Origin of the sequence: Phytohabitans maris (assembly GCF_031085175.1) — a bacterium.
Taxonomy (GTDB): domain Bacteria; phylum Actinomycetota; class Actinomycetes; order Mycobacteriales; family Micromonosporaceae; genus Phytohabitans; species Phytohabitans maris.
Genome location: NZ_JAVHUY010000084.1, coordinates 1 through 15683 on the forward strand (window position 1 = coordinate 1; position 15683 = coordinate 15683).

The 15683-nt window shown below is 72.0% G+C and carries 13 protein-coding genes; 5 read left to right on the forward strand and 8 right to left on the reverse strand.

Annotation, left to right across the window (positions count from 1 at the left end; all coding sequences use genetic code 11):
* Both RB614_RS43700 and RB614_RS43705 read left to right on the forward strand, forming a co-directional pair.
* Positions 1 to 647: NACHT domain-containing protein (locus tag RB614_RS43700; RefSeq protein WP_308717324.1), on the forward strand; the 647-nt coding region annotated here is incomplete at its 5' end.
* Between the two features lie 26 nt (positions 648 to 673).
* Positions 674 to 1471 carry a hypothetical protein gene (locus tag RB614_RS43705; RefSeq protein ID WP_308717325.1) on the forward strand — a complete coding sequence of 266 codons (798 nt, stop codon included), beginning with the start codon at positions 674 to 676 and terminating at the stop codon, positions 1469 to 1471.
* Positions 1472 to 1608: 137 nt separating this feature from the next.
* Here RB614_RS43705 and RB614_RS43710 read toward each other — a convergent pair whose 3' ends face one another.
* Entirely contained in the window at positions 1609 to 3069 is a 1461-nt protein-coding gene (locus RB614_RS43710) for a class I adenylate-forming enzyme family protein (protein WP_308718614.1), read from the reverse strand.
* Complete coding sequence (locus tag RB614_RS43715; RefSeq protein WP_308718615.1) at positions 3053 to 4606, reverse strand: NAD(P)-binding domain-containing protein; 1554 nt, start codon at positions 4604 to 4606, stop codon at positions 3053 to 3055. The genes RB614_RS43710 and RB614_RS43715 overlap by 17 nt, the downstream gene beginning before the upstream one ends.
* Before the next feature lie 62 nt (positions 4607 to 4668).
* On the opposite strand from RB614_RS43715, the gene RB614_RS43720 reads away from it, so the two are divergent.
* Positions 4669 to 6216 (forward strand): aromatic amino acid ammonia-lyase, encoded by a 1548-nt coding sequence (locus RB614_RS43720; RefSeq protein ID WP_308718616.1) that lies wholly within the window; start codon positions 4669 to 4671, stop codon positions 6214 to 6216.
* Here RB614_RS43720 and RB614_RS43725 read toward each other — a convergent pair.
* The 6 genes from RB614_RS43725 to RB614_RS43750 are packed head-to-tail and all read right to left on the reverse strand — an operon-like array spanning position 6140 to position 13337.
* Positions 6140 to 7414, reverse strand: a complete 1275-nt coding sequence (locus tag RB614_RS43725; RefSeq protein ID WP_308718617.1) for a sensor histidine kinase — start codon at positions 7412 to 7414, stop codon at positions 6140 to 6142. The genes RB614_RS43720 and RB614_RS43725 overlap by 77 nt on opposite strands.
* Positions 7414 to 8127 carry a response regulator transcription factor gene (locus tag RB614_RS43730; RefSeq protein WP_308718618.1) on the reverse strand — a complete coding sequence of 238 codons (714 nt, stop codon included), beginning with the start codon at positions 8125 to 8127 and terminating at the stop codon, positions 7414 to 7416. Before RB614_RS43730 ends, RB614_RS43725 begins: the two co-directional genes overlap by 1 nt.
* Before the next feature lie 24 nt (positions 8128 to 8151).
* Positions 8152 to 9423 carry a cation:proton antiporter gene (locus tag RB614_RS43735; RefSeq protein WP_308718619.1) on the reverse strand — a complete coding sequence of 424 codons (1272 nt, stop codon included), beginning with the start codon at positions 9421 to 9423 and terminating at the stop codon, positions 8152 to 8154.
* On the reverse strand, positions 9420 to 10721 hold the full coding sequence (locus RB614_RS43740) for a cytochrome P450 (RefSeq protein WP_308718620.1): 1302 nt from the start codon (positions 10719 to 10721) through the stop codon (positions 9420 to 9422). The genes RB614_RS43735 and RB614_RS43740 overlap by 4 nt, the downstream gene beginning before the upstream one ends.
* Entirely contained in the window at positions 10718 to 11764 is a 1047-nt protein-coding gene (locus RB614_RS43745; protein ID WP_308718621.1) for an alpha-hydroxy acid oxidase, read from the reverse strand. The genes RB614_RS43740 and RB614_RS43745 overlap by 4 nt, the downstream gene beginning before the upstream one ends.
* 7 nt (positions 11765 to 11771) lie before the next feature.
* Complete coding sequence (locus RB614_RS43750; protein ID WP_308718622.1) at positions 11772 to 13337, reverse strand: NAD(P)-binding domain-containing protein; 1566 nt, start codon at positions 13335 to 13337, stop codon at positions 11772 to 11774.
* A 134-nt stretch (positions 13338 to 13471) separates the two neighbouring features.
* Here RB614_RS43750 and RB614_RS43755 point away from each other — a divergent pair, with 134 nt between their 5' ends.
* Positions 13472 to 13852: a hypothetical protein gene (locus RB614_RS43755; RefSeq protein WP_308718623.1), complete on the forward strand. Its 381-nt coding sequence runs from the start codon at positions 13472 to 13474 to the stop codon at positions 13850 to 13852.
* Between the two features lie 366 nt (positions 13853 to 14218).
* Entirely contained in the window at positions 14219 to 15562 is a 1344-nt protein-coding gene (locus RB614_RS43760) for an IS701 family transposase (RefSeq protein WP_308714810.1), read from the forward strand.
* Positions 15563 to 15683 lie beyond the last annotated feature (121 nt).

The window sequence follows — 15683 nt, forward strand, 5'->3', positions numbered from 1 at the left end:
GGCTCGTCCTCGTCGACGGCCTGGACGAGGTCCTCGACGCCGACCGGCGCCGCACGGTGGTCCGCAAGCTCACCGCGGTCCCGGGCGACCGCTATCGGTTCGTCGTCGCCACCCGGCCGCTGGCCGACGGTGAGCTGCCGAAGGCGGGGTGGCCCCGGTTCGAGCTGCTGCCGCTGGCGGCGGGGCTGACCGGCTTCGCCGAGCGGTGGTTCGCCGCCCTTGGCCTGCCCGATCCGGCCGCGTCCGCGGCCGGCTTCACCCGGGCGGTACGCTATACGTCCCTCGCCGAGTTGGCCCGCACGCCGCTGATCGCCACGATGCTGTGCCAGCTGTTCGTCCTGCGCCCCGAGCGGGACCTGCCCCAGGGGCGCGCCGGCGTGTACCAGTCCTTTGTAGACCTCCTTCGGGAGCGCCGGTTCGCCGCCGACGGCGGCATCCACCCCAGCTGGAGAAGGGATTCGAACGGTACGGCCACTCCGCCGTCGACGCCGCCGCCCATCTCGCCGATTGGTTCGACGGGCTGCTCGGGCGCCTGGCGGCGGCCCGGCACGCCGACGACACCACACCGGCGATCGACCTGCTGGCGCGCTGGACCGGCCAGCTGCGCCCGGCGCACGTACCCGATGGGATTTGGCGATCGTCCATAGCGGACCTGCTACGGCGCGGCGGGCTGATGGTGCAGCACGGCGACGACTTCGCGTTCTTCCACCAGACTGTCGGCGAGTTCCTCGCCGCGGCCCACCTCGCCGCCGATCCCCGCCGCAGCGACAAGCTGTTCCGCGCCATGTTCCACTGGCGGCTGCACCCGGACGCGCGCGCGAGGGAGTGGGCGAGCTCGTGGGGAGGGCGGGCGAGCCGGTGGCGCATACCCCGCGACGAGTCCTTCGCCTCGTTCCTCGTCGCCGCCTGGCAGGGGCGGCCCGACCTCACCGGCGCGCTACTCAAGGTGGCCCGCCGCAGCGGCGCGGACGGTGGCAAGTTCATCGCCACGCTGACGACCGACGGCGTGGTCACCGACCGCCGCCTGATCGACACGGCCGCCCAGACGCCTCTCAAGACCTCACGCAGCCCCGGCTGGTGGAGCCCGCAGTACACGACGGCGACGGCGGTCGGCCGCATGGGTGACCCGCGCGGCGGCGACCGGCTCGCCGAAACCGTCGCCGATCCGCGCATCGCATCCGTCACCCGCCGGTACGCCGCTCGCGAGCTGCACAGCCTGGACAACCCGCGGGGCGCTGACCTCCTACTCACCATGGCCACCGACGAGACCGCCAACACCTACGACCGGATCGACGCCGCGATCCAGCTCGCCTGGCTGCCACCCGCCCCTCCGAACCCCTGGTCAGCGGCTGGGCCGCCAACCAGCTCGCCAAAATCAGCACCAACGGCTCGGCCGCCGACCAACTCGCCGCCATCGCCAATGACCCCGCGAGCAGCGCCGGCCGTCACCGTCTCGCCCGCGAAGCGCTGACCATCCTCGGTGACCGCCGAGGCTACCGGGGTCCGCGCCGCATCGCCCTGCTACTCAAAGCCCGCCGCCGCTGACCCGTTCCGCACAAAGGTGTGGAAAACCGCACCCCTGCCGGCCTTCCTGAGAGCGGTCGCGTACTACCGGAGTTCGGTCAGAAGGCGCTTGTCCGGCTTGCCGCTCGGTGACAGCGGCGGCTCCGCGATCGTGGTGACGGTCTTCGGGGCGCAGGCCTCGCCGAGGTGGGTGGTGACCAGCGCGCGTAGCGCGGCGTGGTCGGGGGCCCGGTCCCGCGCGGGTACGACGAACGCGTGCACCGCTTCGCCGGAGCCCTCGTCTGGCCGGCCAACCACGTACGCCTCGGCGACGTCCGGATGGCTGGCCAGCACCCGCTCGATCGGCCCGGCGTAGTAGAGGTTCGCGTTGACGATGACGACGTCCCGGGTGCGACCGACCAGGTGCAGGCGGCCGGCCGGGTCGAGGTGGCCGAGGTCGCGGGTGCGTACCCATCCGTCGACGAAGACGTCGGCCGTCTCGACCGGGTCGGCCCGGTACGCGGTCGCCTGCCCGGGTGTGCGCACGTAGAGCTCGCCGTCGGTGCCGTGCGGGACCGGCGCGCCGTCCGGGCCGCGGACGGCCAGGTCGACCACGGCTGGTGGAGTGCCGACCGAGCCGGGCGGGTCGGAGGGCGTGGCCATGGAGATCGTGCCGGTCTCGGTCTGACCGTATCCGTGAAAGACGATCGGGCCGAGCACGTCGAGCGCCTCGCGGTGCCGGGTCGCGGGCAGCGGCGATCCGGACACCATCAGCGCCCGCAGGCCGCGCAGGTCGGCCGGGTCGACGCGTTGGGCGCTGGCGAGCTTGTGCAGGCGGGCGACGGTGATGACGCTGGCGGAGGCCCGGTGCCGGACGATCGCCTCGGGAAAGGCGGGTCGATCCGTGGCGACCAGGGTGCCGCCCGCCGCGAGGGTGAGGATGCCGTACTCGATCATCACCTGGCTGCTCAGCGAGCCGAAGACGAGGTAGCGATCCAATCTGGACGCCAGCTCACGGATAGCCGGCGGCCAGTCCTCGGGCCGGGCCGTCCACGCCGCGTCCAGGGCGGCATACGTCTGCGCGCAGGCCTTGGGGGTACCGGTGCTGCCGCTGGTGTAGATGAGCCGGGCGACGTCGTGCGGCCGCGCGGAGAGGGAGGGCGTGTGGCCACTGTCCGATGCGGACAGCAGATCGGCGACGGCCAGCGGGTGCGGTGCGTACGGCGGGACGGCGGCCTGGTCGGTGACGGTCGCGGTGGCGTCCCGGGCGAGGATGTGGCGCAGTTGCGGCTCGGGCAGGCCGGGGCGGACGCCGGCCAGCCGGGCGCCCACGACGAAGCCGGCGAAGATCACGGCGAATGCCTCGGGGGTGACGCCGAGCATCAGCGCGACGCCGTCGCCGGGGCCGATCCCGGCGGCGCGCAGGCCGGCCGCGGCCCGTCCGATCATGCCGAGCATCTCGGCGCCGGTCACGGTCCGCGACCCGTGCTCGAAGACCGGCCGATCTCCGGCCGAGGCGAGCAGGCCCAGCACGCTCGCCGGGTACGGCTCACCCGTCGCCGGCAAGGCACTCCTTGACGAAGATGGCCAGTGGCTGCTGGTGGACGGTCGGCAGATCCCAGTGGTTCTCGAGGTTTTCCGCCAGGTGATGGATCGCGGTGTGTCCGTCGTCGCGGCGGTAGCGGACCGCCGGGTGCAGGTAGCTGGCGTCGTGCGCGTTGGCGGCGTCGTTCTCCGCGGGGCGGGGCACGGTGATGTCGAAGGGGTCGACGCTGTCGTGGTCGGGCCCGTACTCAAGAGTGACGACGAAGGTGTGGCGGGCCGCGCCGAGTCCGCCTTCGGCGACGTACGCGGTCGGCACCTCCTCGTGGTAGAGCGCGGTGTCGCCGTTCACCGTGACCACGTCACCGAGCACCCCGAACTGCTGCCACAGCGCCGAGGACCGGTTGACCCGGGCGACGATCGCGTCGCTGATCGCGTCGGGGCTGGGCTCGACCGCCGCCGCCGGCCAGCCGCCGCCGTGGTAGCGGGTGGTGAGGATGCGGTGCAGCGCACGGACGCCGTACCGGAAACCGTGGATGAACCCGCTCGTAGACCGCTTGAAGTCGCGTTGCTGGGTGAGCGTGCCGGCGAAGTAGAGGTCGGGCACGGTGGTCGACTCGTAGGCCGGTGTCTGCTCGGGGAAGCGGTCGTGGATGACCAGTGCCGGACGGCAACTCTCGTCGAAGATCGAGGCGTCGAATCGGAAGCCGGTGCACGCGATCACCCGGTCGTACTCCAGCTCGCGCAGCGCCTCGACGGTGCGGGCGTACCGGAAGATCACGCGGTAGCCGCCTTCAGGCCGGCGCTCGATGCTCTCGATCGTGCCGTCCAGCACCGCGTTCTGCGACTTGAGCTGGTAGGTGTCCAGGAAGTTGTTGTTGACCGCGCGCAGGTGTCCGACGTAGTGCGTCTGCCAGGCCATCCTGATCGAGTGCGGGCCGGCCACGTGGATGACCGCGGCGGTCTCGACGAGCGCGTCGGCGGTCTCGAAGCCGGAGTTGCCCTTTCCGATCACCAGGACCCGCTGGTCGGTGAAGGACTTCGGGTCGGTCTCGAACGTGTCGTACCGCTCGGCGGTCTCGATGCCGGGGATCGGCGGCACGTTCAGCTGGGAGACGCCGGTCGCGACGACGAGCCGGCGGCAGCGCCACGCCTGTCCATTGTGGTCGGAGAGGACGAACCCGTCGGCGTCCCGCACGACGCGGGCCACGTCGGTGCCATAGCGCACCTTCGCGCCGGTCGCCGCGGCGAAGTCGGACAGGTAACGCACGAGGTCCTCGGCCGCCGGGAAGTAGCGCTCGCTATAGCGGGTGAACAGCAGCTCGGGATCGTCGCTGAGCAGCGAGTTCCAGTCCATGCGCAGCCGCATCTCGGGGTCGGCGTACCCGGTGTACACCTTGTTGATCGAGATCAGCTTGCGGTGCCGCGGAAACCGGGTGAAGAACGTGCCTGGCCCCGCTCCGCGCTCCAGCACGAGGTAGTCGTGACCGGCCCGCTCCAGCAGGGCGGCGAGTTGGAGCCCGGCCGGCCCGGCGCCCAGGATCAGGTAGTCGTACGTCATGTGGGCGGAATCTATCGGCGCGACTTCAGAGGGTTCTGAGATTTCGTCCCTACCGTTGACCCGTGCCCGCCGCCGATGGCCGGATCCACCTGGCCGACCCGCTGAGCCTGACCGATCTGCGCCACGCCGCGACTCCGGTGTCCGTGGTCGTCGACGCCGCCGTGCGCGACCGGGTCCGGCGTGGCCGCGACTTCCTCGGCGCTGTGCTGGCCGAGCCGGAGCGTCCGGTGTACGGCGCGACGACCGGCTTCGGTGCCCTGGTCGGCTTCGCCGGGCGAGAGGAGCTGGCCGACCAGTGCGACAACACGTTGGCCCACCTCGGCGCCGGTCAGGGGCCCGACCTGTCCCCTGATATCGGTCGGGCGGCGCTGCTCGTCCGCGCGTGGTCGCTCGCCCAGGGCGCGTCCGGGGTTTCGGCTCATGTCGTCGACGGGCTGGCCGCGATGTTCGCGACGGCGTTCGTCCCGGCGATTCCCCGCTACGGCTCGGTCGGTGCCAGCGGAGACCTGATCCCGCTCGCCTACGCCACTCAGGCGTTGCGCGGGCGCGGCGAGGCATACCTGGACGGCCGGCGGATGCCTGCCGCCGAGGCGCTGCGGCTGGCCGGGCTCACACCGCTCGAGCTCGACGGTCGAGACGCGCTCGCGCTGGTCAACGGCACCTCCCTGACCACCGCCGCGACCGGGCTGGCCCTCGTGCGGGTCCGCGCCGCTCACCGGGCGATCCAGTCACTGACCTGCTTGCTGGCCGACCTGCTCGGCTGTGACCCGGGTTTCCTCGACGCACGCCTGTTCGCCGCGTACGGGCATCCGGGCGCAGCCGACGTGGCCGAGGGTATGCGCAAGATGCTCGCCGGGACGACCCCGTCCGGCACCCGGGCGCTGCAGGAGCCGTACAGCATCCGCTGCGCCCCGCAGCTGCTGGGTGCCGCCGAGGACGCCCTGCGGTACGTCGACGGTGTCGTCGCGGCCGACCTGGGCAGCGTCAGCGACAATCCGCTGTTCTTCCCCGACGACGACGTGGTCGTGCACGGCGGTAACTTCTTCGGCCAGCCGGCCGCGTTCGCCGCCGACGTGCTGGCGATGGTCACCGCACAGCTGGGCAACCTCGCCGAGCGGCAGCTCGACCTGCTCGTCGACCCGGCCCGCAACGGTGGCCTGCCGCCGATGCTGGCCGCCGGGCCGGGCCAGCAGCACGGGTTGCAGGGGGTTCAGCTGGCCACCACCGCGTTCGTCGCCGAGATCCGCCGCGCCGCCCTACCGGCCGGCATGCAGAGCTTGCCGACCAACCTGCACAACCAGGACGTGGTGCCGTTCGGTACGCAGGCGGCGCTGCGGGCGTACGACATGGCCGCGCTGCTGGAGCTGCTGTGCGGTTCGCTCGCGCTGGGCCTGCGCCAGGCGGCCCACGTCGGTGCCCGCCGGCCCACCGCCGCCGGCTGCGCCGCTCTCCTGGACGCGCTGGCGGACGCGATCGCGCCGGTCGACCCGGACCGTCCCCTCGACGACGACGTGCGCCGGGCCGCCGCGCTGGTCACCGCGCCCGGCTTCGGACCGGCCACCACCGTCCGGCACCGGGGCGGGCGGGCGCCCCGGGGAGCCGGATCGTAAACGTCGCGCCGGCGCCGGGGTGACCGGTGGCCTCGACCGTGCCGCGGTGCCCGGCCACCACCTCGCGCAGCAGCGCCAGTCCCAGCCCGTACCGGCGCTCGTGGCCGCCCGGCTCGCGGTGGAACCGGTCGAAGATCCGGTCGGCCACGGCGGGGTCGAACCCCTCGCCGCTGTCACCGACCGTCAACTGCACCACGCCGCCCGGGGCTCGGCACAGCGTCAACGCGATCCGGCCGCCGGCCGGGGTGTGGTTGACCGCGTTGGCGAGCAACTCGCCGACCGCGCGCAGCAGCGCCGACTCGATGCCGTTCACCAACAGCTGGTCCGGCGGCCGGTCGACGGTGACGGTGAGCCGCCGGTCCACGGCCCGGTCGGTCTCGGCCGCCACCGCGGTCTCGGCGACCGCGCACAGATCGACCAGCGGACCGCCGTGTCCGCCCGGACCGACCGCGAGCCGCGCCGACAGCAACAGGTCGTCGACGATCGCACCGAACCGGCGGATGGCGGCGGCCAGCCGGTCCAGGCCGGCCCGGTGGTCGGCCGGCAGGTCCGCGTCGGCGGCCTGGCGCGCGAGCACCTGAACCCGGGTGTACGCCTGGGTGATGGGCGTACGCAGCTCGTGGCTGGCGTCGGTGACGAACCGCCGCTGCCTTACCAGCGCCTCGGCCAGCGGTGCGACCGCCCGCTGCCCTACCACAAGTGCGGTCGCGGCGGCCACGGCCAGACCGACGAGCTCCGCGACGCCCAGCGCCAGCAGCAGGTGTCGCCGGTCCGCCAACTGGTATCGGGTGTCGAAGACGGCTTGGACCGTGCGGCCGTCGGCACGGGTCTGGGTACGCACCAGGTACACGGTCCCGTTGCGCTCGACCACGTCCTCGACGGCGGTGCGCAGCGCGCGCGCCCGCTCCAGGTCGTCGACGAGCGGGAAGCCGGCCGGCGGGGGTATCGGGCCGCCGTTCACCTCGCCGTCCACATCCGTGAACAGCCACGCGCAGCCGGGCGGCGTGGCCGGCTCGCCGTACGTGGCGTTGTAACGCACCTCCCGCCAGACCTGGCGGTCCTGGGCGTGCGTCATCATGCTGTAGGCGATCGCGCCGACGAGCCCGATCAGCACGGTGATCACGAGCCCGACCACGGCGCCGACGCGGGACCGGGCCCGGCGGATGACCGCCCGCTCGTCGCCGGTCAGCTCGCCCATCACACCTCGCCCAGGCGGTAGCCGAGACCGTGGACGGTGCGTACCGCGGCGCGGCCGAGCTTGCGGCGCAGGTAGTAGACGTACGTGTCCACGATGGACGCGGCTGGTGCCTCCTGGAAGACCCGCCGGCGCAGCTCCGATCGCGAGTGCACGGCGTTGGGCCGGGTGGCCAGTACCCGCAGCAGCTCGAACTCGCGGGCGGACAGCGCCACCCGCCGGCCATCCGGCAGCGCCACGTCGCGCAGGCCCAGGTCGAGGTGGGCCGCGCCGATCCGCAGCACCTCGCTCGCGTCGAGCGTGCGCCGGCACAGCGCCCGCAGCCGGGCGGACAGCTCGTCGAGGTCGAACGGCTTGACCAGGTAGTCGTCGGCGCCGGCGTCGAGGCCCTGCACCCGGTCGTGCACGGTGCCGAGCGCGGTCAGCAGCAGCGCCCGAGCCTGCACCGCCTTGGCCCGCAGCCGCATCAGCAGGTCGAGGCCGTCGAGTGCGGGCAGCCGGCGGTCGATGACCACCACGTCGTACGGCCGGGTGAGCCCGAGATGCAGTCCGCGCTGACCGTCTCGGGCCACCTCGACGGTGTAGCCCTCGGCGCTCAGCGCGCCCGTGAGCAGCTGCACGAGCTCGCTGTCATCCTCGACCAGGAGGAGTCTGCGAGGATCGGAACCCCGTGTCCCGGTCAACGGCACACAGGTAAGAATCACACGCTGGGACACCAACTGGAACAGTGATGCTTATCTCTATATAAGGCCGGCTGACACGGCCTGCTCGCGCCGGGCCGGCTCCGCTCGGCCGCGTTCCCGACGCTCGATCCAGCTCAGCAGCGGTGTGGTCATCAGCGTGGTCACGAGCGCGACAAGTACCAGGGCGGTGAAGAGCGGGGGTCCGACGATGCCGGCTTCGAGACCGACGTTCAGCGCGATCAGCTGCATCAGACCGCGCGCGTTCATCAACGCGCCGACGCGCAGCGCCACCGCGTTGGGTTCGCCGCGCAGCCGCGCCGCGGTCCAGCAGGCGCCGAACTTCCCGGCGATCGCCACCACGATGCAGCCGACCGCGAACAGCAGCACCGCCGGCTCGCCGAGCAGCCCGAACTCGGTACGCAGCCCGGAGTACGTGAAGAACAGCGGCAGGAAGACGATCTGGCACACCGGGGTCAGCAGTCCCACGACACCGTCGGTGCGCTCGTTGTGCGGCATGACGGCGCCGACCGCGAACGCGCCGAAGACCGCGTACAGTCCGATCTCGTCGGTGTACCAGGCGATCCCGAACAGCAGCGCCACCGTGCCCAGCAGCCGGGCCTGCCCGCTGAGCGGGCGCTCCCCCATGAGCACGGCGGCGGCCGGACGCACTCCGTACCAGATGATCACCACGAAGAGCAGCGCGCCGCCGAGCGTCACGAGCGCCGGCCCGGTGCGGCCGGACGCCACCGCGAGGACGAACGCCAGCATGATCCACGCGACCACGTCGTCGAGCGCGCCGCTGGCCAAGGCGAGCGAGCCGTGCCGGGTGCCGGCCTGGCCGCGCTCGGTGATGATCCGGGCGAGCATGGGGAACGCGGTGATGGCCAGCGCGACCCCGACGAACGCCGCCGACACCCCCAGCGGTACCCCGTCGACGAGGACCGGGGCGTGCCCGTTGGTGAGGACGACGAGGAGCACGCCGAGGGCCAGTGGCGCGGTGACGCCGGCGAGGGAGACCGCTCCCGCGGTGCCGGCCAGCCCGGTGACCCGGTGCTGGCTGAACGCGTAGCCGGCCTGGAACATGAAGATCACCAGGCCGACCTGGCCGACGACGTACAGGATCGGGTAGAGCGGCTGCGGGAAGATCGCGTCCTGCACGTCCGGGAGCAGCAGGCCGAGCAACGAGGGGCCGAGCAGCACGCCGGCGAGCATCTCGCTCACCACGGCCGGCTGGCCGACCTTGCCCAGCAGCCAGGCGACGGCTTTGCAGAACAGCAGGATCGTCGCGACGGCGATGAAGAAGCGGGGGGCGAGCTCCACCGGGGTCATTGCCGCGGCACCTCCTCGAAGTAGGTCGCACAGAGCCGCTGGCGGCGGGCGTCGAGCACCATCACGGCGCCGAGGCAGAGCTGGACCACACCGCGGCCCGTGTCGGCCCACCGGTCGCCCCATCGCATCGCCCGCAGCCGCGCGGGTCCGGGCGGGGCCGCGGCCGGCGGTACCAGGTAGCAGGGGCCGCGGCTGGGCAGCGAGCGGGTGTGCCCGGCGGTGGAGGTGAGCGCGAACCGGCGCAGCACCTCCCGGGCCGCGGCGCGCAGCATCACCGGCGCGGAGCCGCGGGCCGGGCAGGCGCGGTTGGCGGTCACCCCGAACGGGATGAAGTGCGCCTCCCGCCGCTCGAGCCCGAGCCACCGGTCCGGGTCGAACACGTCGTCCGCGGCCGGTCCGGTGCGCTGGTACGCGAGGTAGTTGAACAGCAGCACCGACCCGGCGGGAAGCGTCACCCGGTCGTCCACCCGGATCGGCGCGGAGGTGATCCGGTGCGCGACGCCGAAGAGGGGGTGTACCCGCAGCGTCTCGTCGATGACCCGGTCGAGGGTGGCGTCGTCGTCGAGCGCGGCGGCCAGGCGCCCGTGGACGTGCGGGTGCTGCGCTATCGCGAGCAGCAGGTGCGCCATCGCCTCGGACATCTGCACCACGGCGGTGTTGAAGAACGCGCCCTGCAGGTACCAGGCGGTCTCCTGGGCGGTGAACGGCGGTGGCAGGGTGACCGGCGCCGTGCCGGCCTCGATCCGGCCGAGCAGGTAGCGGGTGAGCCGGTCGCGGCGATCCATGTGGCGCAGCGAGCAGCATTTCAGCGCGGTGACGACGTCGTCCGCGTTCGCCACGATCATGTCCCGCGCGTCGGGCGGGCACTCCTCGCCGAAGACCAGCTCGTAGTAGACCTCGGACCAGACCGGCATCATCAGGTCGCGCAGCCGCACCAAGCTGTACCGGTCGGTGGGGAGCCGGTCCAGGGCCCGCCGGGTGGCGGCCTCGGCCAGCTCGTACGAGCGCCGGTGCGGCACGGCGAGGACCCGTCGCGTGGTTCGGGCCACCGTGTCGTACCGCTCCCCCGGCTCCAGGTGCTCCTGGTGCATCTGCGGGCCGGGTGCCAGCCAGTACCAGAACAGATCGGAGATACCGGCACCGCGGCTGCGCCCGTCGGCGGCCGCGTGCGCGTAGACCCGCTCGAACTGCTCGGCGCCGACCTGCGGCCCGGGCACGGGTACGCCCTCCTCCCCGTTGACGCGCCTGAACACCCACTCGCGCAATCGCACGAGAAGCGCCGGCAGGAAGCCGCTCACCAGCTACACCTTCCCACGTGGACGACATCGCGGGTGAGGGCGGCGACCCGGTCGGCGCCGCAGAGCACCATCGCCCGGTCGAGGTCGTCACGGAGCAGTTCCAGCACCTGCCGGACACCATGCTCACCCGCCACCGTGAGCCCCCAGAGCACGGGCCGGCCGACGGCCACCGCCGCCGCGCCGAGCGCCAGCGCGGTCACCACGTCGGTACCCCGGCGTACCCCACCGTCGAGCAGGACCGGCAACCGGCCGCCGACCGCCTCCACCACCGCCGGCAGCGCGTCGATGCTCGCCACCGCGCCGTCGAGCTGCCTCCCGCCGTGGTTGGAGACGATGACCGCGTCGGCGCCGTGCCCCACGGCGAGCCGAGCGTCGTCCGGGTGCAGGATTCCCTTGAGGACGATGGGGAGCGTGGTGATCCCGCGCAGCCAGCCCACGACCGACCAGTCCAACGCGGCGTCGAAGGCGACCGCGCGCGGCGGCCCGGTCCCGGACTCGCGCATGTTTTCGCAGGCGAGCCCCGCCGGCAGGTCGCCGAAGTCGTGGCGAAGATCGCGAAGGCGCCGGCCGAAGACCGGCGAGTCCACGGAGACCACGAGCGCCGCGCAGCCGGCCGCCTCCACCCGCCGCACGAGCCGCTCGGTGAAGGCGCGGTCCGGCTGCACGTACATCTGGAACCAGAGACGGACACCGGTGGCCGCGACCTGCTCGACCGGCTGCGTAGCGGCCATGCTGAGGATCATGACCGTGCCGCTGGCGGCCGCCGCCCGCGCGGTGCCGACCTCGCCGTCCGGGTGGGCCAGGCGGTGAAACGCGGTCGGCGCGACCATGACCGGCATCGACAGCGGCTGCCCGAGCACCTCCACGCCGAGGTCACGCTTGCCGACCCCGCGCAGCACCCGCGGGAGCAGGCGGTGCCGATCGAACGCGTCCACGTTGGACCGAAGGGTCCGCTCGTCGTCCGCGCCGCCGGCGAAGAAGTCGTAGTGCGCGGGTTCGAGCAGTGTGGCAGCCGCCCGCTCCGCATCCGCCAGGCTGATCACGGCCGCCTCAAGGGGCCAGGCACTGAGCCAGGAACGCCACCAGCGGCGCCCGGTGGACGTCCGGCTTGTCCCACCTGTTGTCCAGGTTTTCCGCCAGATGGTGGACCGCGACGACCTGGCCGCCGCGGTGGTGGCGCACGACCGGATGCAGGTACGCGGCGTCGTGCGCCCGCCCGGGAACGTCCTGCGCTACCCGGTGTACCGAGATGTCGAACGGGTCGACCTTGTCGTGGTCCGGCCCGTACTCCAGCGTCACCGCGAACGCGTCCGTCGCCCTGTGGTCGTCCGTGGAGAGTCCGAGGCGGGTGAAGTAGTCGACCGGCACCTCGTCGTGGTAGCGGGCGGCGTCCCCGGCCACGGTGACGACATCGGCGAGCACGCCGAACTGCTGCCACAGTCCCGAGGTTCGGTTGACCCGGGCGATGACCGCGTCCGCGATGGCCTCCGGTGTGGCGTCGACCTTCTCCGCCGGCCAGGGCACGTCGTGGTACCGGCGCTCCAGCGCCTTGTGCAGCGCCCGTACGCCGTACCGGAAGCCGTGGATGAAGCCGCTCGTCGAGCGTTTGAAGTCACGCGCCTGCGACAGGGTGCCGGCGAAGAACATGCCCGGTACGTTGACCGACTCCCACTGCTCGGTCTGCGCCGGGAAGCGGTCGTTGATGGTCAGCGCCGGCCGGCAGGTGTCGTCGAAGATGTCCGGGTCGAACCGGAATCCGGTGCAGACGACGACCCGGTCGTAGCGCAGCTCGCGCACCACCTCGTCGGCCCGGCTGAAGCTGAAGGTGACCCGGTAGCCGTCCGCGTCGCGTTCGATGCGCCGCACATTCCCGTCCAGCAGCGCGTTCGCCGACTTCAGCTGGTACGTGTCGAGGAAGTTGTTGTTGACCGCGCGCAGATGCCCGACGTAGTGCGACTGCCACGCCATCCGGATCGAACTCGGTCCGGCGACGTGGATCAGCGTGGTCGTCTCCATCAGGTTGTCCGCGGTCTCGAACGCCGAGTTGCCCTTACCGAGGACGAGCACCCGCTGGTCGACGAAGTCCTCGGGGTCGACAGAGACCGTGTCGTACCACTCGGCGCTTTCGATGCCCGGGATGGCGGGCACGTACGGCTTGGAGAGACCGGTGGCCACCACGAGCCGGCGCGCCCGATACGTTTCCCCCGCCGCGTCTGTGACCTCGAAACACTCGCCCCGGCTAACCCGCACCACCCGCGTGCCGTAGCGCACCCGCGCACCGGTAGCGGCAGCGAAGTCGGCCAAGTAGCGCACCATCACGTCCGCGTGCGGGAAGTATCGCCCGGTGTACGTGGTGAACCGTGGGTCGTCCTCCTCGCCGAGCAACGAGTTCCAGTCCAGCCGAAGGTTCAGCTCGGGATCGGTGGAGCCGGTATGCGGCTTGTTGATCGAGATGAGCGTCCGATGCCGCGGAAACCGGGCGAAGAACGCGCCCGGCACGTCGCCCCCCTCCAGCACAAGATAGTCACGCCGGCCATCCCGCTCCAGTAATGCGGCAAGCTGCAAACCGGCCGGCCCCGCGCCAACGATCAGGTAGTCCAGCGGCGTCCCAGTCACGGACCGAAACCTACGACCCGCAAATCAGAGAGATTTCAACGCGCCCGGCCGGCCCGACCTGACCGAGGCACGTGCGCCGGCCAGCCATGGGCGGCGGTTGGCCTGGGCCGACGATCAGGCGGCCAGGCAGTCGAGTGCGTCGACCGCGGCCGCGTGGCGGCGCCGGTTCCCCCAAGTCGGCGAAGCGGGCCGCGGCGCGGCCAAGCGACCTGATCATCGGCGTCCAGGCTGGCTTAGCGGCGGCGCTCGCCTGGCTGCTCGCCCAACGGGTGCTGGGCACCGCGGAACCCACCTTCGCTCCCGGCTCCGCGGTGACAGTGATCGCCGCGTCGATAGGCAACCAGGCCCGCCGCACCAGCCCTCTAATGGCCCACGTCGGCGCCCTCGACCGCGGTGCGCCCGTCGCCGACCACGCGAACACGCCGGCCTGCTCGGTCGCACCCGTGATCCCGCCGACCGGCGCCGCCAGCACGTCGAGCTTCGCGAGACCGGCCACAAGCTCGCCGTCGAGCTGATCGAGCGTGCCCGGGCCAGCGAGGCGACCAACCTCGCCGCGCTCGACCCCGACGAACTCGCCACCCTCACCACCCTGCTACGCCGCGTCCTCGACACCGACGACGCACATCCGACCGGCGAAACACCCAACAGGTAGGCCCTGCTTCGAAAATCCTTGCCGGGCTGCGCCGGGTCCAGGCGACGACCGGCGGCGCCGGGCGTAAGGCCGCATACGACACCGGTATGCGACCTTGCGCCCGACTTGCCGGATCGCCGCCTGGACTCCGGCTCGCCTCGACAATTCTTTTGAAACAGGGCCTAGTAGTGCTTTGTTAGGTCGGCGTGTCGTGGGGTCGTCGGGGTGGTGCGGGTAGTTTCATGCTTCGGTGACTCCGGATGAGCTTTCGGTTGTGCGGCAACGCCTGGAGGCGTTCGCGGCGGACGTGTTCACGCCCTTGGCCCGGTCTGACCAGCGGGTCAAGGGCGAGACGTATCTGCGGGGGCTGTTGCTGGACGGGCGGCGTAAGTCGATGCAGCCGATGGCGGCCCGGCTCGGCGTGGATCATCAGGGGCTGCAGCAGTTCGTGACCACGTCGACGTGGGACACCATGGCGGTGCGGGCGCGGCTGGCCGAGCGGGCGGTAGAGTTGATCGACCCGGTCGCGTGGGTGTTCGATGACACCGGGTTCCCGAAGGACGGCACCGGCTCGCCCGGGGTGGCCCGGCAGTACTCCGGCACCCTGGGCAAGGTCGCCAACTGCCAGATCGGGGTCAGCGTCCACGCGGTCACCGATACGGCGTCGTGCCCGCTGGACTGGCGGCTGTTCCTGCCGGAGTCCTGGGACGCCGCCAAGGCCGGACCGGCCGCGGTCAAGGCGGCCAAGGCCAAGCAGCGTAAGACGTTGACGAATGCACCGCGGGCCACCGCGTCTGTCGAACCGGCCGAGGTCGATGTTGATGCGGTCGCCGCTGCCGCGACCGAGACCGCGCGGCGGCGGCGCCGCAAGGCCGCGATTCCGGAGGATGAGGGCCACCGTCCGAAGTGGATACTGGCAATCGAGATGATCGACGGGCTCGCTGCACACGGATTGCGACCACCCCTGGTCACCGCCGACTCCGGCTACGGCGACAGCGGCCCGTTCCGGGCCGCGCTCGACGAACGCGGCATCCTCTACAGCGTCCAGGTCAAAGGCGAAACCCTCGCCCACCGGTCCGACGCGGAACCCGCGCCACCCACGTGGTCCGGGCACGGCCGCCCACCGACCCGCCCGGACTACCCCGACGACGCGGCCAGCATTGCCCGGCACGTGCTCGACGCCGGCCGCGATGCCGCGACCACGGTCACCTGGCGCGAAGGCAGCAAAGGCATCCTCAGCTCACAGTTCGTGTTCCTACGGGTCCGTCCGGCTGGGCACCGCATCCCCCGCAACCCCGACGGCAGCCTGCCCGAGCGGTGGCTGATCGCGGAATGGCCCGACGACGAGGCCGAACCGGTCACCTACTGGCTATCCAGCCAACCCGCCGACACCGACCCCGTCGACCTGATCCGCACCGCGAAGATCCGCTGGCGGATCGAACACGACTACCGCGAACTGAAAACCGGCCTCGGCCTGGACCACTTCGAAGGCCGCTCCTTCACCGGCTGGCACCGCCACGTCACCCTGGTCACCGCCGCGCACCTGTTCATCACCCTGCTGCGACACGACCCAAAAGCGGCTGCGCCGGCCTGACCCTCTACAAGGTCATCCGCGAGCTGCAATACCTCCTCGCGACCTGGACCGGCGCCTGCCCCACATGCCACCAAACCGTGAAACCCTTACACCACAACCAATCTCGAGTTACCTAACAAAG

Coding starts and splice junctions, on each gene's coding strand:
- RB614_RS43715 (WP_308718615.1), bottom strand. CDS start 4,606: ATGACGTACGACTACCTGATCCTGGGCGCCGGGCCGGCCGGGCTCCAA.
- RB614_RS43705 (WP_308717325.1), top strand. CDS start 674: ATGGTGCAGCACGGCGACGACTTCGCGTTCTTCCACCAGACTGTCGGC.
- RB614_RS43725 (WP_308718617.1), bottom strand. CDS start 7,414: ATGGGCGAGCTGACCGGCGACGAGCGGGCGGTCATCCGCCGGGCCCGG.
- RB614_RS43735 (WP_308718619.1), bottom strand. CDS start 9,423: ATGACCCCGGTGGAGCTCGCCCCCCGCTTCTTCATCGCCGTCGCGACG.